Annotated in this window: 26 protein-coding genes; 8 read left to right on the top strand and 18 right to left on the bottom strand. The window is 68.0% G+C overall.

Going from position 1 to position 21,304, the window contains the following annotated elements; genetic code table 11:
* Positions 1–42 precede the first annotated feature (42 nt).
* Both DFR69_RS34240 and DFR69_RS29170 read right to left on the bottom strand, forming a co-directional pair.
* Positions 43–645, bottom strand: coding sequence for a hypothetical protein (locus DFR69_RS34240; protein WP_146229458.1), 603 nt, complete (start codon positions 643–645; stop codon positions 43–45).
* A complete protein-coding gene (locus DFR69_RS29170; RefSeq protein ID WP_110040863.1) occupies positions 629–1,744 on the bottom strand; it encodes a type VII secretion target in 1,116 nt (371 codons plus the stop codon). The genes DFR69_RS34240 and DFR69_RS29170 overlap by 17 nt, the downstream gene beginning before the upstream one ends.
* 342 nt (positions 1,745–2,086) lie before the next feature.
* Between DFR69_RS29170 and DFR69_RS29165 the strand changes: the two genes are divergently transcribed.
* The 4 genes from DFR69_RS29165 to DFR69_RS29150 all read left to right on the top strand — a co-directional run bounded on the left by DFR69_RS29165 (position 2,087) and on the right by DFR69_RS29150 (position 5,264).
* On the top strand, positions 2,087–3,004 hold the full coding sequence (locus DFR69_RS29165; protein ID WP_244198515.1) for a restriction endonuclease: 918 nt from the start codon (positions 2,087–2,089) through the stop codon (positions 3,002–3,004).
* Between the two features lie 276 nt (positions 3,005–3,280).
* The gene (gntA, locus tag DFR69_RS29160) at positions 3,281–3,970 is read left to right on the top strand and encodes a guanitoxin biosynthesis heme-dependent pre-guanitoxin N-hydroxylase GntA (RefSeq protein ID WP_110040861.1); all 690 of its coding nucleotides are present in this window, start codon (positions 3,281–3,283) and stop codon (positions 3,968–3,970) included.
* A gap of 28 nt (positions 3,971–3,998) precedes the next feature.
* Positions 3,999–4,376: a hypothetical protein gene (locus DFR69_RS29155; RefSeq protein ID WP_244198514.1), complete on the top strand. Its 378-nt coding sequence runs from the start codon at positions 3,999–4,001 to the stop codon at positions 4,374–4,376.
* Positions 4,377–4,385: 9 nt separating this feature from the next.
* Entirely contained in the window at positions 4,386–5,264 is an 879-nt protein-coding gene (locus DFR69_RS29150; RefSeq protein WP_167456449.1) for an ATP-grasp domain-containing protein, read from the top strand.
* Positions 5,265–5,471: 207 nt separating this feature from the next.
* On the opposite strand, the gene DFR69_RS29145 is transcribed toward DFR69_RS29150, so the two are convergent.
* The 5 genes from DFR69_RS29145 to DFR69_RS29125 all read right to left on the bottom strand — a co-directional run bounded on the left by DFR69_RS29145 (position 5,472) and on the right by DFR69_RS29125 (position 9,992).
* The gene (locus tag DFR69_RS29145) at positions 5,472–6,713 is read right to left on the bottom strand and encodes a hypothetical protein (RefSeq protein WP_110040859.1); all 1,242 of its coding nucleotides are present in this window, start codon (positions 6,711–6,713) and stop codon (positions 5,472–5,474) included.
* A complete protein-coding gene (locus DFR69_RS29140) occupies positions 6,710–6,925 on the bottom strand; it encodes a hypothetical protein (protein ID WP_110040858.1) in 216 nt (71 codons plus the stop codon). Before DFR69_RS29140 ends, DFR69_RS29145 begins: the two co-directional genes overlap by 4 nt.
* A gap of 216 nt (positions 6,926–7,141) precedes the next feature.
* On the bottom strand, positions 7,142–8,527 hold the full coding sequence (locus tag DFR69_RS29135; RefSeq protein ID WP_110040857.1) for a hypothetical protein: 1,386 nt from the start codon (positions 8,525–8,527) through the stop codon (positions 7,142–7,144).
* A gap of 92 nt (positions 8,528–8,619) precedes the next feature.
* A complete protein-coding gene (locus tag DFR69_RS29130) occupies positions 8,620–8,892 on the bottom strand; it encodes a MoaD/ThiS family protein (protein WP_110040856.1) in 273 nt (90 codons plus the stop codon).
* Between the two features lie 2 nt (positions 8,893–8,894).
* Positions 8,895–9,992, bottom strand: coding sequence for a WD40/YVTN/BNR-like repeat-containing protein (locus DFR69_RS29125; protein WP_110040855.1), 1,098 nt, complete (start codon positions 9,990–9,992; stop codon positions 8,895–8,897).
* Positions 9,993–10,323: 331 nt separating this feature from the next.
* Here DFR69_RS29125 and DFR69_RS29120 point away from each other — a divergent pair, with 331 nt between their 5' ends.
* The 4 genes from DFR69_RS29120 to DFR69_RS34680 all read left to right on the top strand — a co-directional run bounded on the left by DFR69_RS29120 (position 10,324) and on the right by DFR69_RS34680 (position 13,075).
* Positions 10,324–10,821, top strand: coding sequence for a VldE C-terminal domain-containing protein (locus tag DFR69_RS29120; protein ID WP_244198513.1), 498 nt, complete (start codon positions 10,324–10,326; stop codon positions 10,819–10,821).
* A 79-nt stretch (positions 10,822–10,900) separates the two neighbouring features.
* Positions 10,901–11,635: a glucose 1-dehydrogenase gene (locus tag DFR69_RS29115; RefSeq protein WP_110040903.1), complete on the top strand. Its 735-nt coding sequence runs from the start codon at positions 10,901–10,903 to the stop codon at positions 11,633–11,635.
* A gap of 639 nt (positions 11,636–12,274) precedes the next feature.
* Positions 12,275–12,814, top strand: a complete 540-nt coding sequence (locus DFR69_RS29110; RefSeq protein ID WP_244198512.1) for a nitroreductase/quinone reductase family protein — start codon at positions 12,275–12,277, stop codon at positions 12,812–12,814.
* Positions 12,815–12,919: 105 nt separating this feature from the next.
* Positions 12,920–13,075, top strand: a complete 156-nt coding sequence (locus DFR69_RS34680; protein WP_167456448.1) for a hypothetical protein — start codon at positions 12,920–12,922, stop codon at positions 13,073–13,075.
* 2 nt (positions 13,076–13,077) lie between these two features.
* On the opposite strand, the gene DFR69_RS29105 is transcribed toward DFR69_RS34680, so the two are convergent.
* From DFR69_RS29105 to sucB, 11 genes are all read right to left on the bottom strand, one after another.
* Entirely contained in the window at positions 13,078–13,329 is a 252-nt protein-coding gene (locus DFR69_RS29105) for an Ada metal-binding domain-containing protein (protein WP_208644066.1), read from the bottom strand.
* A gap of 2 nt (positions 13,330–13,331) precedes the next feature.
* Positions 13,332–14,048, bottom strand: coding sequence for a 2OG-Fe(II) oxygenase (locus DFR69_RS29100; RefSeq protein ID WP_110040853.1), 717 nt, complete (start codon positions 14,046–14,048; stop codon positions 13,332–13,334).
* A complete protein-coding gene (locus DFR69_RS29095) occupies positions 14,045–14,659 on the bottom strand; it encodes a methylated-DNA--[protein]-cysteine S-methyltransferase (RefSeq protein ID WP_110040852.1) in 615 nt (204 codons plus the stop codon). The genes DFR69_RS29100 and DFR69_RS29095 overlap by 4 nt, the downstream gene beginning before the upstream one ends.
* The gene (locus DFR69_RS29090; protein WP_110040851.1) at positions 14,656–15,147 is read right to left on the bottom strand and encodes an RNA polymerase sigma factor; all 492 of its coding nucleotides are present in this window, start codon (positions 15,145–15,147) and stop codon (positions 14,656–14,658) included. Before DFR69_RS29090 ends, DFR69_RS29095 begins: the two co-directional genes overlap by 4 nt.
* 17 nt (positions 15,148–15,164) lie before the next feature.
* Entirely contained in the window at positions 15,165–15,671 is a 507-nt protein-coding gene (locus DFR69_RS29085; RefSeq protein ID WP_110040850.1) for a methylated-DNA--[protein]-cysteine S-methyltransferase, read from the bottom strand.
* A 102-nt stretch (positions 15,672–15,773) separates the two neighbouring features.
* Complete coding sequence (gene ppnP, locus DFR69_RS29080) at positions 15,774–16,085, bottom strand: pyrimidine/purine nucleoside phosphorylase (protein WP_110040849.1); 312 nt, start codon at positions 16,083–16,085, stop codon at positions 15,774–15,776.
* Positions 16,086–16,158: 73 nt separating this feature from the next.
* Positions 16,159–17,181, bottom strand: a complete 1,023-nt coding sequence (gene lipA / locus DFR69_RS29075) for a lipoyl synthase (protein ID WP_110040848.1) — start codon at positions 17,179–17,181, stop codon at positions 16,159–16,161.
* A complete protein-coding gene (lipB, locus tag DFR69_RS29070) occupies positions 17,178–17,927 on the bottom strand; it encodes a lipoyl(octanoyl) transferase LipB (protein WP_110040847.1) in 750 nt (249 codons plus the stop codon). Before lipB ends, lipA begins: the two co-directional genes overlap by 4 nt.
* Positions 17,928–17,970: 43 nt before the next feature.
* Positions 17,971–18,474 (bottom strand): GNAT family N-acetyltransferase, encoded by a 504-nt coding sequence (locus tag DFR69_RS29065; RefSeq protein ID WP_110040846.1) that lies wholly within the window; start codon positions 18,472–18,474, stop codon positions 17,971–17,973.
* Positions 18,474–19,370 (bottom strand): TIGR01777 family oxidoreductase, encoded by an 897-nt coding sequence (locus DFR69_RS29060; protein WP_110040845.1) that lies wholly within the window; start codon positions 19,368–19,370, stop codon positions 18,474–18,476. Before DFR69_RS29060 ends, DFR69_RS29065 begins: the two co-directional genes overlap by 1 nt.
* Before the next feature lie 16 nt (positions 19,371–19,386).
* Positions 19,387–21,150, bottom strand: coding sequence for a 2-oxoglutarate dehydrogenase, E2 component, dihydrolipoamide succinyltransferase (sucB, locus tag DFR69_RS29055; protein WP_110040844.1), 1,764 nt, complete (start codon positions 21,148–21,150; stop codon positions 19,387–19,389).
* Positions 21,151–21,304: the final 154 nt, after the last annotated feature.

Here is a 21,304-nt window from a genome sequence, read left to right as displayed (position 1 = left end):
GCCTCTGCGTCCAGGTCTGGGTGGTGTCGGATTGTCCGCGGGCTATGAACTTCGTGCCCACCCGAATTCCTCGAGATCACGCATGTGATTGCCGATGGAGTTGGCTTGGTTTCGCTTGACGTTGCCAAATGGGATCCAATTCTTCGTTTCAAAGTTGTAGTAGTCCCAGACGTACACCTTGTAGCTCAATTCGGCGTACAGACCGTCGTCTCGGGAACGTACGATCGTGTCGCTTCCGACTGACACATCGAAGTGCCCGATCCCGAACTCGACGTCTGGATCCTCTGTTGGCCCGCAGCCCTTCCAGTCGGACGTGAGTTCTCGAAGGATCCCGACCTGCGGGTCCAGTCTCGCCTGTTCGATGATTCCGTCCAGGCACATCGAGACGGTGTCGCGCACGTTGGTTGTATTCACCGTCTTTTGGAAATGCTCGGGTTTTATTGTGAAGTCCGAATTCGGCCCAGGGTTCGAAAGGTAGAACTTGAAGAGGTCCGCCGAGAAGGTGTAACCGGCGCCCTCGAAATATTGTAGAGCGAAGAACGCATCGATGGTTTTGTAAGTCCTGGCTTCGATCTTGTCGGCGATTCCGGTGCGTGATCCATACGCGGCCGGGTTTTTCTTCGGCGGATCAGGCGGTGGATGCAAGGCTGTTCTCCCACCACACGTTGTCGCTGTAACCGTATCGCCTGGTTCCCATGTCGGCGATGGCCAAGCCCGGAGCGGTGAAATCGTCCGGCGCAAAGGCCGGAGGGACCCGGCCTGACGTGTACTCTAATGCTTGGGACACTTTTCCGATCGCGCCCCGTATCTGGTCCTGACGAGAACGAGCGGCCGCGATGAGGGCGTCCAACTCGGAGGAGATCGTCGAGCGATACGATTCCTGGATCGGCTCAGCCAATGCTTGAGTCCAAACTCCCAGCGGGAATGTGAAGTCGAGCAGCGTCATCGACTTGGCGAGGCCGCCACTGAGTTCTGTCGCTTGGTTGCAGACGAGTCGTTCGAGAAAAGCGGCGGCGGCCTCGACGATTTGACAGACAGCCTCCATGTCGTCGCTGCGACCGGCCAGCGACACCGCAGTGGTGTTCGAGCTCGACTCGAAGGCTTGCGCGGCGTTGCCGGACCAACTGTTCCGCAGCCAGGTCGTACCGCCGGAAAGGTTCTGGGAGGCGACGTAATCGTTGATCCCGATCAGCCGGACCAGCTTGCCGACGGTCTTCAGTGACTCCCAGTCGGCCTCCAACGGCTTCAGGAGATCGGCTGCCGGCTGGACGCCGACAGCGGCCATGATCGCGGCGTCGTAGCACGAGATCGACTCGATGGCGGAGGTCACGGTCTGGCGAACCGAGTACGTGACGGAATCGGTGTTGGTGAGTGCTGGAAGCTGCAGTGACGGATATCGGATGCTGTCGCCAGTGGCCGACTGGTCGCCGGGGCGGCTATCTCCTCCGACGCTCGCCAAGGCGTACGCATTGTCCTGGTCTGTCGCTTGATACGAGGTTGCCGAAGTCGAAAGATTGTCGGCGAGGTCCTGGATAGCGGTTTGATCCGTGCGTTGGGCGGCCTCGACCGCGACCTGGAATCGCGCAAGCGGCGGCGATACCTCGGCGAGAAGACCGGAGATACCGTCCGGCAACCGGATCTCGGGTATCAGGCGCGAGGCGTTGGAGGAGAAGTTCGATCCGATGTCCTGCAGGTCCAGTTTGAAGCCGTTGAGCTGAGCCGTCTCTACCGATAGTTCAGACATGGTTCAGGCCAGGACGAGATAGCTGGTGGCGTATGTGCCCTCTCGCAAATTGCATGTGATGCCCACTCCCCCTTGGTAGTTCAGCGATCTGAGCTGGAGAGTACAGTAGCCGCCACACGCACGCCATCACGGTCACTGGCGCTGCGAGCGTTATCCCGTGTGGTACTGGCTCGAACCGTATCGAGTGCACGGTCGACGAGCGCACGACGGGCGCGACATCCAGTGCTCCAGCCGCAATTGGGGAACGATGTCTGGATGTACCGGTGGTCGGTGCGTGTGATTGAGTGGTGCGGATCGGCGTGTGGGACGGGTGAGCCACACCGACGAGACGAGGAGTAGGACTTGTCCGAACCGGTTTCGACCATGCCTATCTGGTCGGGGTTTCTTACGCCTATTCTCGAAGTATTGGCGGACGGCGAGGTCTGGCGGAAACGAGAGCTTGTCACCGCGGTGTGCGACCACATCGGGCTCACCGACGCACAGCGCGCGGAGATTCTGCCCTCGGGGCAGCGGCGAGCACCGAATCGGATCGGCTGGGCTCTCAGCGCGCTGGTTCGAGCGGAGCTGGTCACCAAGCCCGCGCGGGCGATGTTCCGTATCTCCCAAGAGGGTCGGGCCGCACTCGTGACGCATCCAGAGGGACTGGGCGAGCGAGAACTGAAAAAGATCCCGGCGTATGCGACCTATGTTCCGGTTCGCGCGGATCTGACCGCCGACCCGGTTACCGAACTCAGCGGCGCATCCGACCCGTTCGAGCAGATCGAGGCCGGCGTCGAGAGGGTCCATGCTGAGGTAAGCGCTGAGCTGTTGCAGCGCATGCGGAGTCAGGATCCCGCCGCCTTCGAGCAGACGGTTCTCGATGTCTTGGTAGCGATGGGTTACGGCGGCACCGAACGGCGCGCACAGCGGATCGGTGGCTCCGGCGACGGTGGTGTCGATGGTGTCATCGACCAGGATGCGCTCGGGCTGGACCAGATCTATGTGCAGGCCAAGCGATACGGCGAGGGAAACAATGTCGGCCGGGACACGGTGCAGGCGTTCGTTGGTGCGTTGCATGGGGTCGGTGCCTCGCGCGGTGTCTTCATCACCACGAGCACCTTCACTCAGCACGCCCGCGAATATGCCAGGAACGTTCCGATTCGAGTGATTCTGATCGACGGGCAACGGTTGGCGGAACTGATGATCCGGTACGGGGTCGGAGTCCAGCAGCGTGCGGTGTTCACCGTGGTGGAACTCGACGAGGACTATTTCGAGTTGTAGGCCCCCCACGAGGCGGTGTAGCGCCCCGCTTTCGCTGGGACGGGTCCGGCGCGCGGGACCGGCAGTGAATCCGTAGACGTGATTCGCAGCACGTCGGACCCGTCAACCAGGCCCTCGAGCGGGGAAAATGGTAATCGATGTCGTTTCTATCGATTCGCGCGCGGGCTGGTGGGCTGACAGGATCAGCGCGCAGTGTGGGCGAGGTGGCTGCATTCGCCGATTCGATCGGAGCGCACCCGCTCGGTATCGGGATGTGGTTGGAAAGGATCGGCGGGGTTGACGACGGATGCGCGAACCGAGGTGGAGCGGTTCCTTCTCGGAGATCGGTTCGCTTGTCTGGCGGGTCGCTCCGCCTGGCGGCAGGGTGGGATCACGCATCGCCATTATGAGGTGATGGGCGGGGATGAGTCAGCTCGGTTGATGGCCGCGGATCTGGCTGAGTTCGTCGGTGGGGCGGACTGGGGGTCGCGGAAGTTCACCAGTTTCATCGCGACGTTCGAGCAGCCTCGTGGGGTGGATGAGCTGCGGTTCGAGGAGTTGTTGTGGGAGCACCTGCAGCTGCTGCACGAGGCGGACGCGGATCGGTTCGGGTGGGCCGAGGGGTGTTCGTCGGATCCGCAGTCGAGTGAGTTCAAGTACAGCGTGGCGGGGCATCCGTTCTTCGTGATCGGGCTGCACGAGACGCATCGGCGGTTCGGGCGGCGGCCGCCGTTTCCGATGCTGGCGTTCAATTCGCATGAGCAGTTCGCGCGGATCAAGGCCGATGGGATGTGGGATCGGCTGGCTGACAAGATCCGGAAGCAGGACATCTCGTTGCAGGGGGATATCAATCCGAATCTGATGGAGTACGAGACGTTGTCGGAGGCGCGTCGGTATTCTGGGCGGCCGAAGCCGGTGGATTGGCAGTGTCCGTTTAGTGCGCGGCCGGCTGCGGAGCGTGAGTTGGCGGGTTCACAGCACATGTGACGCGTCTCGATCTCCTCGAGGGGGTTTCATGGCCGGCACGCCGATCGAGCCACGGCCATTGACGGGACTCGAATCCGCGGTCGTCGGCAAGTTGCTGGCTGAGGGCGGGGTCGAGGCGGGCGAATATCTGTGCCAGGTCTCGCAGGCACAGGTCGTCGCGACGTGGGGCGAAGGGTCGCCGAGTGTCGACCTCATCGTTCAGCCTGGACCTGCGCGGGCAGTGAGTCGAACCGAGGGAATCATTGCCGAGGGCACCGTCTCGGATCAGCACGGATCTCCGGTCGGGGAGCTCATTGTGTGGGTCGAAGATGGTTGGCTCAGCGGGATTGAATATGCCTGGTACACGGACGAGCGGCCGGCGGCGCTTCCTGATCCGGACCGGGTCGAGGTGTATAGCAGGCCCTAGAATTCGGCGGTGACTGCGACATTGCTGTTCTGTTCGGACCCTCTGAATCCCCGGCAGGTCGACGACCACTTCGCCGCGCAGGCCGAAGCCGTGCGGACAGCTGGTGGAACGGTCGCGTTGCTGGACCACGATGCGCTCATCGCCGGTGAACTGGATGCGGCTGTGCGGCGGGTGCCGCGGTCTGCTGGGACGATGTGGTATCGCGGTTGGATGATTCCGGTGGATCGCTATCGTGATCTGGCGCAAGCGCTTTCGGGGCGAGATTATGTGCTCGCGGTGTCGCCCGAATGCTATGCGAAGGCCCATGAGCTGCCGGGCTGGTATGAGCCTTTCGCCCTGTTGACACCGCGGTCTCAGTGGACGGCGACGAAGCCCGGCGAGGTGCCCGGTGAGTCGGTGCTCGCGGAACTAGCGGGATCGCTCAGTGCCGGTCCGGGGATCGTGAAGGACTACGTGAAGTCGCGAAAGCACGAGTGGGACACCGCTTGTTACGTGTCCGATCTGCGTGACACCGCTGCGTTGAAGCGCATCGTCGAGCGGTTCGTCGAGTTGCAAGGGGAGTACCTGGCCGGTGGGGTCGTGTTGCGTGAGTTCGAGGACTTCGCCGATGATGCGGGCGGTCGGGCGGCGGAGGCCAGGGTGTGGTGGCTCGACAACGAACCTGTCTTGGTCGGGCCGCATCCCGACGATCCCGCGGCGTGCCCGGCACCTGACCTGTCGGCAGTGAGGCAGGCGGTGTCCGCGCTCGGCTGCCGGTTCGTGACCACCGATGTCGCTCGGCGGGCGGACGGCAGCTGGCGGGTGATCGAAGTCGGTGACGGGCAGGTCAGTGACCTGCCGTCGGGTGTGGATGCGATGGCGTTGATCGGGCCGCTGGTCGCTGGGTGAGGTCGGCGAGTACGAGTTCGGGTCCAGAGTCGAGTCAGCGGCCCGATACGTCGACCGCTGTCCACCTCGACGGGGATCGACCTGGAGGTCTCGCGCCGAGGTGGCGTGGTGTTCCGGATCGCCGGCGCGAGCGAGGTCTGGGGCGGCGATGGACCTGCGGCGGTCAGGATCTCGAGTTCGAGCGTCCCGACAATCCGGCGCCGCCGCCTAGTTCCCGAACATTTCCGAGATGGCGTCCAGCCCGCAGTTCGCCGCGCGGACGGCCAGCAGTTTGCGGGTGCGGTCGGGGAGTTCGGCGCTGAGAGTGACGAGGGTTTCCCAGGATTCGGTGTGATCGGGGCCGAGGACGTCGATGAGGGAGTCGAGTTCGGGGAGCGCGTCGAGAAGGGCGAGGACTCGGGGTCGGGCCTCGGGGACGGAGAGAGCGAGGGGGATGACGGTGGGGGATTCGGGGGCGGCGTCGAGGATGAGGGTGCGGAGGGAGTCGTCGTCTTCGGCGAGGACTCGGGTGGCTATGGCGCGCTGCTGGGACTCGTCGAGGTGGGGGACAAGGGGGAGGAGGGCTAGCCAGAGGTTTTGGGTGAGGGAGATGTCGGAGACGCGGGCCAGGGTGGCGGGGTTGTGCATGACGGGGCGTTGGGCCAGGCGTTGCAGGCCGGTGATGGCCATGTCGGCGGCTACGGGGAGCAGGGCGTCCCAGGCGTCGAGGGCGGCTACGGCGGTGAGGAGGCCGTCGAGGATCTCGTCTTCCTGTTCGGCGACGATGTCGGCCATGTGGGCGCGTTCGGCGGGGCCGATGATGTCGAGCAGGGAGATGGCGTCGGCCCACTTCTCCTCGGCGTACATGGTGGCGACCATGCCGGGGACGCGGTCGGTGACCATGCCGAGGAGGCGTTCGGCCTGGGAGCTGTCCTCGAGGTGCAGGCCCACCTGGAGGATGTCGCGGTCGGCGGCCTGGGGGAGGGCGGCCCAGAGGACGGATTCGGGCATGGCGCCGGCGAGGCGGCCCATGGTGAGGTAGTCGCCGCGTTCGATCAGGACGCGGGCGACCTCGGCGGCCATGGTGTCGGGGACGCGGGCGATCACCTCGGCGGCGCGTTTCGGGTCGAGCAGGACCGTGGCGTCGGCGAGGAACTCCGGTGACAGGGATTCGGCGATGGCGACCGCGCGGGCCGGTTCGACGGCGCCGGCGACCGCGGCGGCCAGGGCGGGGCCGAGGGCCTTCTCGGCGACGAGCGCGGCGATCGGTTTGGGGACCAGTTTCACGGCGGCGGCGACGCGCTGCATGCGTACGACGTCGCGGCCGGACAGTTCGTCGCTGACCTGGTCGCGGAAGGTCTTGATGGCCGAAGCCGGTTGGGTGGCAAGGAAATCCAGCTCGGCGGGGTCCACGTCGAGGACGCGGGCCAGCTTGGCGATCTCGGCCATCGTGTGGCGCAGGGTGGTCATAGTCCCAGGACCTTTCGGACGGCAGGGCGGGCCAGGCGGGGGATCAGGTGCATGCCTGCGCCGAGGGCCTCGTCCATGGCGGCCTTGCGGGCGGCCATGGCGGATTCGACGAAGGTGTCGAGGCGGGCCAGGTCGTCGGTGTCGAGCGTCGCGAACTCCGGCGGGGGTGGGGTGCCGAGGGTTGCGGTCAGCTGGGCCAGGCGATCCGGCACGGGGGTTGCTCCTTCGAAAATGTTGGGAGAGTAGCGATTACACGATAGTGCGGCTGTCGCAGTGGCGCAGTTCAGGCGCCTCATCGTGCGATCACATGTGTGGCTGAGGGCTGGAGCGGATTCAGCGATAGCCCGCGGGCAAACCACACTGGATTCTGGCGCACCACGAGAAATGCACGTTCCCGATGACCGTTGCGTCGTCAGGAGCGATGTTCGCTACGTGAGCAGGAAGGCGAGGAACGGAAATACGCCAGCGGTGAAAACGGCCGCCACCAACGACATGAGCCGGCTGCGGGCGAACCGGTGGAATCGTGTTGCGGCCCAGCAATAGAGACCGATCGAGATGAACGCCGTGCCCCAGTAGATGAGCGCACGACTCGCCGGCTTGCCGAGTGGCTCCAGCGTTCCCTCATCGAACATCAGCGCGAGGAAGATGATGGTGAGCCCGGTCGCCGCCCCGACCGCGAGCGCCGCGGCACCCGCCGTGCTGTTCATTCGTACGGGAGGAAGCTTCGAAGGAGCGATGTTCTGCGGATCGGTGTGGTGGCTGCTGCTCGCGTTGCAGAGCAGATCGAACACCGTGCCGGGGTTGACTCGTTCGCGCACATCGGCGTTCACCTGGATCAGTGCGTGTACCGACTGAGCCGTCGCGTACGAGGTGATCAGTCCGCCGCGCGAAGTCTTGAACCCACCGTAGTCGCGATGAGTCAGTGAGAGTTGCTGGTAATCCAGAAGTTCGGTGAAGCCTGCCCGGAACGCGGGGTGGAAGATCAGCTGCTTTCGTGATGTCGCCAGGGCGAGAATCGACTGGGGAAGGGTGGCGTGATACCACGTCTGGGTCACGTTTCCGCGCCGGATCGGCTCCTCTTCGAGTGTCCCCGGTGCGGTCTCCACGTAGTGCAGGACGCGGTCGATCGCGTGGGCGTGCGCGCGGTCGATTCTGGGATTTCCGAGCTCCGCAAGTCTTCCCGTGCCGAGCAGGTAGGCGATCTTCGCGGTGGCGTAGTTCGTCATCGCTCGTGGATCTTCTGCCCGGACGGCGTTGACGAGGAAGTCGCATCCGCGCCGCACCGCCGCGTCCGCCTCGGTGTCGGACGGGGGGAATTCGAGCAGCGCGCGGATCGCGGCCGTGGTCGCGGTGACCGAAATCGAGGCGGCGCTGTCGGACATGGTCCAGCCGCCCGTGTTGGGGTCCTGTGTCGAGAGGAGCGCATGACGATAAGTGCTGAGGTCCGGCTCGGTGCCCGCCGGGCTCAAATCCTTGAGGGCGCGAAGGCGCCAGGCCGCGTCCACGGGTGACTGGAACGCCCACTCGCCCTGTGTGGCGTGGGTGACGCTGCGCAGTCGCAGTAGCGCCGATACTTTCGGGACTTCGGGCACTTCGGGTGTGCGGAGCAAGTGCTCGCCGGTCGCGTGGGACCGTGCGGCGGTCATCGCGCACACGGCCTCGGCGGTGTCTTGCGGGTTGGGCGTGACGTCCGAGGACCATCCCCAACCTACGTGCTCGTCGTCCATGCGGACCGCGTTGTTGTGCAGCCAGCCGGCCGCGAGCACGAGCCTGTCGTCGACTGTAGACATACTTCCCCCGATGTCGTCGAACACAGTGTCCCACAATCGATGTGGATTGCCGACCATAGTACTTCGTGGTCGGCGTTCCCGAGTTCGTCGCGACGAGCCGAAGGGGCGGCAGGCAATTAGCCGCCGGCCACCGCCGGGATGATCATCAGTTCGGTGTCTGGGTGTAGTGGGGTGTCGGCGCCCTGCAAGGTGCGGCATTCGTCGCCGTCGATGAAGAAGTTGACGTAGCGGCGGAGGGTGCCTCGTTCGTCGCGGAGGCGGCGTTCGAGGGCGGGGGAGCGGGTGCGGAGGTGGTCCAGGGCGGCGGCGAGGGTGGGGGCGTCGATGGTGAGGGATTTGGCGCCGTCGACGTAGGGGCGGAGTTGGGCGGGGAGCAGGACGGTGGCCATGGTCAAGGGAGGACGGCGGCGCGGACGCACAGGACGTCGGGGAGTTTGTCGGCGACGAGGGTCCAGTGGTCGCCCTCGTCGGGGCTGCAGTAGACCTCGCCGTTGCGGGTGCCGAAGTAGATGCCGGTGGGGTCGGCGTCGTCGGCGGTCATGGCGTCGCGCATGACGGCGGCCCAGAAGGGGACGGTGGGGAGGCCGTCGGTGGTGGCGGTCCAGGTGTCGCCGGCGTCTTCGCTGCGGTAGACGGCGCAGGTGGCGTCGGGTGGGAAGCGGAAGCGGTCCATGTCGGCGACGAGGGGGAAGGTGTAGAGGACGCCGGAGCGGCGGGGGTGGGCGACGATCGGGAAGCCGAAGTTGGCTGGGGGAAGGTCGGAGTCGATGGACTGCCAGGTGGTGCCGTCGTCGGTGGAGCGGAAGACGCCGCCGTGATTCTGCAGGTAGAGGGTGGTGGGGGCGTCGGCGTCGCGGGCGACCTTGTGCACGCACTGGCCCCATTCGGGCAGTTCGCCGGGCAGGAAGTCGGCGGTGACGCCCTTGTTGGTGGGGCGCCAGGTGGTGCCGCCGTCGGCGGTCTGGTAGACGCCGCCGGTCGACATGGCGACGGCGAGGCGCTGCGGATTCGTGGGGTGGGGCAGGACGGTGTGCAGGGCCAGGCCGCCGCCGCCCGGTTCCCACTGCGGGCGGTGTGGATGGTCCCACAGCCCTCTGACCAGCGTGAAAGTCCTTCCGCCGTCCGTCGATCGGAACAGGGCCGAGGGTTCGACGCCGGCGTAGACCACCTCGGGTTCGGCGGTGGTCGACGGTGTGATCTGCCATACCCCTTGCAGGGCGGCGTCGGTGTCGTCGGGGAAGGCCAAGGGGGCGTCGTCGGGTTCGGTCCAGGTCTCGCCGAGGTCGTCGCTGGCGACCATCGTCGGGCCGAAGTGGCTGTTCAGGACGCCGGCGAGGAGGCGAGGGGTGTCGCGGCGGGTGTCGATCGCGAGGGCCTTCACGTCGGCGACCGGGAACTGCGGCGGGCTCACGGTCCAATTCGCCCGGCCGTCCGAACTACGGGCCAGGAACAGGCCTTTGCGGGTTCCGATTCCGAGGAGCACGTCCATGCGAACCTCCAGGTCGGCGCGGCGACGCGGACGACACGAGCGTACTCCCGACACGCGATCGGACTACACAATCGCGGCGTTTAGGGGATACTTGTCCGATCGTGCGCGACCCGTCGCACGAGCGTGACATTTTCGCGACCATTTCGTAATCTGACAGAGACCTTGTTCTCGACAGTAGCTGGTGATTGAAAACGTGCCTGGTCAACATCGCGTTCCCGCGGCTCCCACGGGCCGCGCATCTCTGGCTGTGTGCAGCCTCGCCGCGACTGTGCCCGCGATGATCTGGATGGCGTTACGGCCGGCCGGGTCCGAGGTACAGCAGGTCAGTGCGGTGGAACCGCACACACCGTCGGCGATCGAGCTCGATCCGCTGCCCGCGCTCGTCCACGACGCGCCCCAGCCCGAGCCGGGCCCGCCGCCGGTCTCCGCCGACGACGAGGACGCCAAGCTCTCGGCGATGAAGGCCAAGCTGCTGTGCGCGACGGAGTGGAAGGGCACGCGGCCGCACGTCGCGCAGGTCAGCCACATGGTGCAGAAGATGTTCGGGCTCTCCGATATCGGTGGCGCGCACGGACGCTACGACGGTGACCACGGTGCCGGTCTGGCGCTCGACGTCATGACCTCGAATCAGGCGCAGGGCGATGCGATCGCGGCATTCGTGCTGGCCAACAAGGCGCGCTTCGGTGTCACCTATGTGATCTGGCAGCAGCAGTACAACGACGGCAGCGGCTGGTCCTACATGGAGGACCGGGGCAGCGCCACGCAGAACCACTACGACCACGTGCACATTTCGTTCGCCTCGTCGGCGGCGGCGAACCTCACCTGCTGATCGCCGCGATCCGCTTCGGGGATCGACCACTTGCTCCTACGGTGAGACCGGCTCACTTCTGAGTAGGAGGAATGTGGACATGGGACGGTTGGCCGGCAAGGTCGCGGTGATCAGCGGTGGTGCGCGCGGCATGGGCGCGGCGCACGCGCGGCGGTTCGTCGCCGAGGGCGCCTCGGTGGTACTCGGTGACGTGCTCGACGACGAAGGCGCCGCTGTCGCAGCGGAACTCGGCGACGCCGCCATCTATCGCACGCTGGACGTGCGGGACCCGGCGCAGTGGGCGGCCGCGGTGGCCGCGGCCGTCGAGACCTTCGGCGGACTGCACGTGCTGGTGAACAACGCGGGAATCGCGAACGGGAATCTGCTGGTCGACTTCGCGCTCGAGGAGTGGCAGCGGATCATCGACATCAATCTGACCGGGACGTTCCTCGGCATGCAGGCCGCGGTGCCCGCGATGAAGGACGGCGGGTCGATCGTGAACATCTCCTCGGTGGAGGGGATGCGGGGCAGCCCGGGGCTGCACGGGTACACCGCCACGAAGTTCGCGGTGCGCGGGCTCACGAAGTCGGCGGCGCTGGAGCTGGCGCCGCAGGGGATCCGGGTCAATTCGGTGCATCCCGGGCTGATCTCCACGCCGATGACCGAGGGGATTCCGGCGGACTTCCTGCAGATTCCGGTGAAGCGGGCTGCCGAGCCGGACGAGGTGTCGGCGCTCGTGGCCTATCTCGCCTCGGACGAGGCTTCGTACTCGACCGGGGCGGAGTTCGTGGTCGATGGTGGGCTCACGGTGGGGATTCCGCACAAGAGTGCATGACGTGCGTGCCGACGGGGCCGTCGAGCCCCGTCCGCGCGATCCCCTTCACGTCAGGGCACTATGGCCAAGGCTTGGATGCGTGAGTGCGCGAACCCCGTTCCGCAGGTTGGGCATTCATTGATCAGTCGGTGCTCCGAGAGGTTTTCGCTGAACGACGGGATGCCTCCGCCTGGGTAGACCGCGCGCAGATGAGCCCCGCAGGTCTGGCATGTCAAGGTGTGGATTTCGGCGAGGACCACGCCAGCCACGTCGTCGAGGGTCAGATCCGCCGAGTGCCTGAAGTCCGGCAGTGGGCGGCGGGTCGGCCAGACCGCCGCATAGGGGGCGGGCGGTTGTCGACGAAAGGTGGCGAAGGTCGGAAGGTGCCGGCCGTCCAGGAGCTCGAGGGCAGCGGCGGTGGGCTGAAGTGGTGCCGGTACCCGAGCTCCACGGGCGAAAATCTCGAGCCGACCCCACGGCAGGGCGAGCAGCCGGCTCGTGCGGCACCCCGGATGTTCCACGATCGAACGGTACCGTCTTCGTGTAATCAGTGGCGGCGGGGCCGAGGGCCACGAGTGGCTGCAGCGTCGCCAGGTGGGCGTACCGGAGGACTACCGCCTCCCGCTCGACTTGCGCGCGTTGCGGGGTCACCATGGATGTGTGGATGGTACCGATTCTCGGCGGCGGCGGGCCCGCGGTGAACTGGCCAAACACGGTCGCCTGATTCGCAGCTCGCGGGACGGCAGGCTGCTCAGCGCCGCGATGGCGCCGTTGTTCCGCCTGCGCACTCCCCGTGGCTATGGAATTCTCACCACCACCGGTCGCCGGAGTGGGCAACCCCGGCCGAAGTGCGTGCGCGTCTTGCGGGAGGGCCGGCGCGCGTATCTGGTCGCGCTCATGCCGCCGCACATCACGGTCGAGCGGCCCGACGCGGTCAACGCCTGGGTGCACAACGTGCGTGCCGATCCGCGGGTCAGTCTGAAACTGCCCGACGGGACGCACACCGGCATCGCCAGGGAGATCACCGACCCGGCGGAGCTGGCCGCCGCGCGGAACCTGCTCTGCGACACGGTCGTCGGTCTCGACTTCGGTGAATGCGCAGTGCACCTGCGCGGTGTCCCCTCGCGCGGCAAGATCCGTGACCTGCACGCGTACTGGTTCGATACGGGCCGCGCGGTCGCGGTGGATCTGATCGACTGACGAGCACCTGCCGACCCTCCACCGGAGGAGCCCACTTCGCGCCGGCAGAACCGCTGGGAATGCCCGGGATCGGCGCTACTCTGGAGTATGGCTGAAGGAGGGGTGATGGCTGGGGACGAGGATCCGCGGGCGAAGTGGCGGCGGTTGCCGCCGGAGCCGGAGCGGTTGGTCGAGGAGACGACTGTGGAGACGCGGTCGGCCGAGGCGGGGGTGCCCGCGGTGGATCTGACCGAGGATTTCGTGCGCAAGTACGGGCTGTGAAGTCACCGGGTCGCCTTCCAGTGGGTGTAGCGGTCTCGGCAGCAGACCGCGCACGGGCGGTAACCCGCGGCGAGAGCGGTGGGTTCGTCGGCGAAGATCACGCGGTGGGTGGCGTAGTGGCCGCGGGTGAGGGCTCGGTGGGCTGAGGGGCAGTCCAGGCGGCCGTAGATTTTCGTGCGGCGGTGGCCGCCCCAGGTGCCCGGGGTCGGGGAGCGGTAGGGGCCGTCGGGGCCGAGGAGCTGGTAGGTGCGCACGGTCAGGCGGCGTCGTGGAAGACCAGGGCGAGGGTGGTGCGGTGGCCGGAGCGGATGGCGGAGACGCCGTGGCGGACCGGGGCCGCCGACCAGCCGCGCGCTGAACGGACGGGGCGGTCGCGGGTAGTGAACAGGTAGCCGTGGCCGTGCGGGAGCAGGGTGGCGGTGCCGCGGGACTGGGCGCGGGGGCGTTGTTCGAGGAGCAGGAATTCGCCGCCGGTGTGGTCGACGCCAGGCTCGTTGAGATTGATGACCACTTGGAGCGGAAAGACCAAGTCGCCGTACAGGTCTCGGTGCAGGGCGTTCCAGTCCTTGGGGCCGTAGCGCAGCAGGATCGCGGTCGACTTGGTCTGGCCCGCGTCGTGGCACAGGCGCAGCCACTCGTCGAGGGTGTCCGGCCAGGGTGTCTCGCGGCCGAGTTTGCGCCACCAGTCGCGGGCGATCGGGAGCAGGCGCGGATAGAGCGCCTGCTTCAGGCGTTCGATGGGCTCCGGGTAGGGGGTACGCAGGTAGCGGTACTGGCCTTCGCCGAATCGGTACTGCCCCATGGTGATCGTGGAGCGGAACAGCTCCTCGCGGTCGTAGAGGTCGCGGATCTCGGTGGCCTCGGCGGGCGTGAGCAGCTGGGGGAGCAGGGCGCCGCCGTATTCGTCGAGTTCGGCGGTGATCGCGGGCCAGTCGCAGGCGGCGACCCGGTCGTGCCAGGGGTCGGTGGTCATGCCGCCTCCAGGGTGAGCAGGGCGGTCTTGGCCGCGGCGCCGCCGATGTAGCCGCCGAGGCTGCCGTCGGTGCGCACCACGCGGTGGCACGGGACCACGACGGGCAGCGGGTTGGTGGCACAGGCGGTGCCCACCGCGCGCACGGCCTTCGGATTGCCGACGAGCTCGGCGACCTCGCGGTAGCTGCGGGTCTGGCCGTAGGCGATCTCCGGCAGGTGTCGCTGCACGAGCTGGCGGAATCCGTGCGACAGCGACAGGTCCAGGTCCACGTCGAAGGCGCGTCGCCGGCCGGCGAAGTACTCGTCGAGTTCGCGGGCGACCGTGTCGAGACGGCCTGGGGCACGCAGGATTCGGGGACTCAGCTTCTCGCCCAGCGTGGCGAGCACTCGATCGTGGTCCTCGCTGGCGTAGGCCACCCGGACCAGGCCCTTCGGGGTCGCGGCCAGCAGCAGCTCGCCGACGGGGGAATCGACGGTGGTGTAGGCGACGTCGAGGAGGTCGGCCTCGTCGGCGCGCTGCGCGAGGCGCTGGTGCAGGCGGGCCATCAGGTCGGCGTCGACGGGTGTCGACAGGAGGGCGGTCAGGTCGCCATCGCGTCCGGTCTCGGTCATGCGTGGACTCCTTCCATGATGGCGCCCGGGTAGGTTCTTCGGAGTTTCTTCAGGCCGTCGGCGGCGGCTCGGCGGGCCGCGTCGACGGTGCCGCCGAGGAGGTCGGCGATGTCGGCGTAGGGCAGGCCCGCGACGTAGTGGTAGGCGATGGCCTGGCGTTGTTTGGGTGGCAGGGCGGAGACCGCCGCCCACAGATCGGCTTCGCCCGCGCCGGGAATGCCGAGGCGCGTGGGGGATTCCGGCAGTTCGTCGACCGGCAGCGCGGTGCGGTTCGCCGCGCGCACCACATCGATCGCCTTGCGGTGCGCGATCGTCACCAGCCACGCCTCGATGTTCGCGTCGTCGGGGAGGTCGGGGTAGGCGCGCATGGCGGCGAGGAAGGTCTCCGACCAGGCATCCTCGGCGTCATGGGCGCCGAGGACGACGCGGCAGACCCGCAGCACGGTCGGTCCGTGCTGCTCGACGATCCGCTCGAACGGTGGTTTCATCGTCGTCCCGGGCGCGGTCAGAACAGCCGGCCGGCGCTGACGGGGGCCGGTGCTTCGAGATCGAGCAGGGCCCGTTTGCGGGGCAGCCCACCGGCGTATCCGGTCAGCGAACCGTCGGCGCCGACCACGCGATGACACGGCACGAACACGCACAGCGGATTCGCGCCGACCGCTTGGCCGACTCGCTGGGCCAGCGCGCGATCGCCGAGTTGTTCGGCGATGCGGCCGTAGGTGGAGGTCTCGCCGCGCGGGATCGCCGCCACGATCGCCCAGACGGCGCGCTGGAAATCGTCGCCGCGGGCGGACAGCGGCAGGTCGAAGATCAGGCGATGGCCCGCGAGATAGTCGCGCAGCTGATCAGCGGCTTCGACGAGCACCGGATCGGTGGGGCTCTCGACGCCGAAGGTCTCGACGGCGGGGCGGCGGACGTGGTGACGGAAGTACAGTCCGGTGACGGCCGCGCCGGTCGCGACGAGGGTGATCGGTCCGAGATCGGTCTCGACCACGGTGTGGCGGGTGCTCATCTGCGGTGTCCTTTCGTTGTCCTACCGAGAAGACGAACGGGGAACGCCAGACGTGAGATACGGAAATCGGGTGCCGCCGGTGAACGGCGGCACCCGGGTCGATCAGCCGTAGTGGCAGACGTAGTGCACCGTGTCGACGACCTCGATGTCGAAGGAGCTGTCGCCCGGCACCTCGAAGGACTCGCCGCCCCGGTAGGTGACCGCCTCGGTCGCCCCGGCCAGGGTCACCTTGGCCTTGCCCGCCACGAGTTCCATGCGCTCGGGCGCCGCGGTGCCGAAGGTCAGCGACGCGGGCTGGATGACGCCGACCGACTTCTTGGTGCCGTCGGGCAGCTCGAGGCTGTAGCTGACGCACTTTCCGTCGAAATAGACATTGGCCTGCTTGGTGACGGAGACGTTCTCGAACTTCGACATGGGTCCTTCCGGGGGTGAGGGGACCCTTAGTCTACTGACGGGCCAGGGCTCACCGAGCCCTGGCCCGGCGCCGTCAGCTGCCGTAGCGGGCCAGCACGGAGCTGGCCTCCTGGGACGCGGTGCCCTCCTGCGCCAGGTGCGCCATGGCCTCGGGGATCTCGCGACCGTGATGCGCCATCGCCTGGGCGTAGAGGCGGCCCGCACGGTAGGACGAACGGACCAGCGGCCCGGCCATCACGCCGGCGAAACCGAGTTCCTCGGCCACCTTCGAGTGCTCGACGAACTCCTCCGGCTTCACCCAGCGATCCACCGGATGGTGGCGCGGCGAGGGCCGCAGGTACTGGGTGATGGTGAGGATGTCGCAGCCCGCCTCGTGCAGGTCGCGCATCGCCTCGGTGACCTCCTCCGGGGTCTCGCCCATGCCGAGGATGAGGTTGGACTTGGTGACCAGACCGGCCGCGCGGGCGGCGGTGATCACGGCCAGCGAGCGCTCGTAGCGGAAGGCCGGGCGGATGCGCTTGAAGATGCGCGGCACCGTCTCCAGGTTGTGCGCCAGCACCTCCGGGCGGGTCGAGAAGACCTCGGCCAGCTGATCGGGGTCGGCGTTGAAGTCGGGGATGAGCAGCTCGACGCCGGTGCCGGGGTTGAGTGCCTTGATGGCGCGCACGGTTTCGGCGTAGAGCCAGGCGCCGCCGTCGTCGAGGTCGTCTCGGGCGACGCCGGTGATCGTGGAGTAGCGCAGGCCCATCGCCTGAACGCTCTCGGCGACGCGGCGGGGCTCGTCGCGGTCGAGGGCGGCGGGCTTTCCGGTGTCGATCTGGCAGAAGTCGCAGCGGCGGGTGCACTGCTCACCGCCGATGAGGAAGGTGGCCTCGCGGTCCTCCCAGCACTCGAAGATGTTGGGGCAGCCCGCTTCCTCGCAGACCGTGTGCAGCCCTTCGCGCTTCACCAGGCCCTTGAGCTCGGAGTACTCCGGGCCCATGGTGGCGCGGGTGCGGATCCACTTGGGTTTGCGCTCGATCGGCGTCTCCGCGTTGCGCGCTTCGATGCGCAGCAGCTTGCGTCCGGCGGGGGCAGAGGCGTCTACGGAGGTCACTGGACCGACTCTACGCTCGGGGCCGTCGCGTTCGCGGCGCTGGTGGTGCGATCAATGTCATGGGGCCGAACGGGAATTTCGCCGTCCAGCGCGGCAACGATCGCGGCGGCGACGAGCGGCTTGAGCTCGGCGACGGTGACCTCACGGCCGAGTTCGCGGGTCAGGGTGGTGACCCCGGCGTCGCGGATGCCGCAGGGCACGATCGCCTGGAACCCGTCGAGGGCGGAGTTGCAGTTCAGCGAGATGCCGTGCAGAGCCACGCCACGCTGCACGCGCACGCCGATCGCGGCGATCTTGCGCTCGGCGAGCCACTCGGTGGCGGGCAGCCACACGCCCGAACGACCGTCGATGCGGCCGCACTCGATTCCGAGCCCGGACACCACCTGGATCAGCGCCTCCTCGAGCCGACGCACGTACTGCACGACGTCGACCGGCTCGGCCAGGCGCACGATCGGATAGCCGACCAGCTGACCGGGCCCGTGCCAGGTGATCTTGCCGCCGCGATCGACCTGCACCACCGGGCTGCCGTCGATCGGCAGATCCTCGGCCTCGGTGCGACGGCCCGCGGTGTAGACCGAGGGGTGCTCGAGCAGCAGCAGCTTGTCGCTGCCTTCGCCTGCGGCGCGCTCGTCGGCGATCTGCCGTTGCAGCTCCCAGGCGGCGTTGTATTCGATGAGTCCGAGATCCTCGACCACGATCGGGGTCGTATCGAATCGTGCGGACGCGGTGGGGCGCGTGTCGTTCACCACCCTGACGTTACGCCCACCGGTGGACCCGGGCACAGGCTGGTCAGACGTCGAGCGGGAAGTCGCGTTGCAGCAGTGTCAGGTCCATCCAGCGGCCGAATTTGTGGCCGACTTCGGGCAGTTGGCCGACGGTGCGGAAGCCGAAACGCTCGTGCAGGACGATCGACGGCGTGTTGCCGGATTCGATCGCGGCGATCATCGCGTGCACCCGGCGCGATTCGGTCGCACGCTCGATGAGCGCGCCGAGCAGCGCGGTGGCCACGCCGCGCCGGTGGAAGCGGCTGTCGACGTAGACGGAGTTCTCGACGGTGAACCGGTACCCGGTCTTGGGGCGCCACTGCCCGTAGGAGGCGTAACCGGCGACCTCACCGTCGATCTCGGCGATCAGGATCGGCATGCCCGCGGCGGTGCGGTCGGCGAACCAGGTGAGACGGTCGTCGAGGTCGACCTCGTCGGTGTCCCAGATCGCGGTGGACTCGGCGATATTGGTGTTGTGGATCGCCAGTACGGCGGGGAGATCGGCCTTGTCGGCGTCGCGCAGCAGCATCAGCGGTCTCCGAAGGCGGCGCTCAGCGCGGCACCGATCGTGGGGTGCTGGAAGGTGTAGCCGGCCTGTTCGAGCGCGGCCGGAATCGCGCGGGGGCCGTGCAGGATCGCCTCGTCGGCGAACTCCCCGACGAGGGCGCGCAGGGCGAAGCCGGGCACGATGAACGGCGCGGGCCGGTGCATCGCGCGGCTCAGCGCGCGATTGAACTCGGCATTGGTAACCGGTGCCGGGCCCACGGCGTTGATCGGGCCGGACAGTTCGGAACGGGTGAGCGCGAAGACGATCGCGCCGACCTCGTCGTCGAGGGAGATCCACGGCATGTACTGGCGGCCGCTGCCGAGGCGACCGCCCAGCCCCAGCCAGTACAGCGGATGCAGACTGCTCAGCATCCCGCCGTTGCGGGCCAGGACCACGGCGCTGCGCACCAGGACGGTGCGCACGCCCGCGGAACTCGCCGGTTCGGTCGCGGCTTCCCAGTCGCGGCACAGGGTCGCGAGGAAACCCGTTCCGGCGGGGGAGTTCTCGTCGACGACGGTGTCACCGGTGTCGCCGCCGTAGTAGTGCGCGCCGCTGGCGTTGACCAGCGTCGGCACTCCGGCGGCGGCGACCGCGGTGGACAGGACGTCGGTGGGGGTGATGCGGCTGTCGCGCAGTTCCTGCTTGTAGCCACCACTCCAGCGGCGGCCGCCGATGTTCGCGCCGCACAGGTTCACCGCCGCGTCGGCCCCGCGCAACGCCCGCTCGTCGAGCTGGGCGCGCGCGGGATCCCACGTGAATTCGTCCGGCGCCGCGGCGGCGCGGCGCACCAGTCGGGACACCTCGTGCCCGTCGCGGCGCAGCGCCGCGACGAGTGCCCGGCCGATCATCCCGGACGAACCGGCGACCACCACCTTCATCTGTCGAATTCCTCGACTACAGACCGAGATCGGCCTCGAACGAGGCGTCCTCGAGACGGTGCTTGACGGTGGTCAGGAAGCGACCGGCGTCGGCGCCGTCGATGAGGCGGTGATCGTAGGTCAGCGGCAGGTACACCATCGAGCGCACGCCGATGGACTCGCCACCGGTCTCGTCGGTCACCACCACCGGGCGCTTGACGATCGCGCCCGTGCCGAGCATGGCCGCCTGCGGCGGAACCAGGATCGGGGTGTCGAAGAGCGCGCCCTCGGAACCGATGTTGGTGATGGTGAAGGTGCCACCCGAGAGCTCGTCCGGCTTCAGGCCACCGGTGCGGGCGCGGTTGGCGATGTCGGCGATCGCGCGGGCCAGCCCGGCCAGCGACAGGTCGCTGGCGTTGTGGATGACCGGCGAGAGCAGACCCTGCTCGGTGTCGACCGCGATCCCCAGGTGCACCGACGCGTGGTAGGTGATCTCCTTGGAATCCTCGTTGTACGAGGCGTTCACGTTCGGGTGCACACCGAGGGCCTCGACGACGGCCTTGGCGAAGAACGGCAGGTACGTCAGGTTGACGCCCTCGCGGCTCTTGAACGAGGCCTTCGCGAGCTGACGCAGGTGCGCGATCTTGGTGACGTCGGCCTCGTGGACCTGGGTCAGCTGCGCGGTGGTCTGCAGCGATTCGCGCGTCTTGGTGGCCGTGATCTGGCGGATCCGGCTGGCCTTCTGCGTGGTGCCGACCAGGCCGGCCAGCTTCGGCGCGGCGGTCTGCTTGGCCGGGGCCGCGGCGGGCGCGGCAGCGGCGGCCGGCGCCGGGGCGGCGGGCGCCTTCTTGGCCTCGGCGGCGGCGAGCACGTCCTGCTTGCGGATGCGGCCGCCGACACCGGAACCGGTGAGGGTCGACAGGTCGACGTTGTTCTCGTCGGCCAGCTTGCGCACCAGCGGCGTCACGTACGGGGTGCTGCCGTTGCCGCCCGCTGCGGGCGCGGGGGCCGGGGCCTTCGCCGGAGCCGGCGCGGGGGTAGGAGCCGGAGCAGGCGCGGGCGCGGGAGCAGGCGCGGGCTTGGGAGCAGGCGCGGGCTTGGGAGCTTCGGCGGCCGGAGCGGGAGCCGGAGCGGGCTCGGGTTCCGGAGCGGGAGCAGGCGCCGACGCGGGCGCACCGCTGCCGATCACACCCAGCTGACCACCGACGGCGATGACATCGTCTTCCTGCGCCGAGATCTCGAGCAGCGTGCCCGCGACCGGCGAGGGGATCTCGGTGTCGACCTTGTCGGTGGACACCTCGAGCAGCGGCTCGTCGACGGCGACGGTGTCACCGACGGCCTTGAGCCAGCGGGTGACGGTGCCCTCGGTGACGGACTCGCCCAGCTCGGGCATCTTCACCGGGGTGCCGTCCGCGGCGGAAGCGGCGGGCGCGGCGGCCGGAGCGGCCTCGGGCTCGGGGGCGGCGGCCGGGGCCTGCGCCGCCGGGGCGGGTTCGGGTTCCGGTGCCGGAGCGGGCTCGGCGGGCGCGGCGGCGGGGGCGGGCGCGGACGCGGCGGCCTCGCCGGGCTCGCTGATCACGCCGAGCTCACCGCCGACCTCGACGATGTCGTCTTCCTGGGCGACGATCTTCGACAGCACACCGGCCGTGGGCGACGGGATCTCGGTATCGACTTTGTCGGTGGAGACTTCGAGCAGCGGTTCGTCGACCTCGACCGTGTCTCCTTCCTGCTTCAGCCACCTGGTCACCGTTCCCTCGGTGACGCTCTCACCAAGAGCCGGCATCTGGACGGAGAAGGCCATGTTCTCTGACTCCTCGACTGTTCGACGGGTAATACAACAGTGCTTCGTTTCCGGCAGACACCCGTCGCGGGTCGCGGCGAGCATCCACCCCACCGGCCTCGGCAGGGCACCCGGGAATCGTTGGTTCTTGTTCCGGCAACCATCCTTGCACTCG

Origin of the sequence: Nocardia neocaledoniensis (assembly GCF_003182135.1) — a bacterium.
GTDB classification, from domain to species: domain Bacteria; phylum Actinomycetota; class Actinomycetes; order Mycobacteriales; family Mycobacteriaceae; genus Nocardia; species Nocardia neocaledoniensis.
This window is presented reverse-complemented; position numbering and strand designations above follow the sequence as displayed.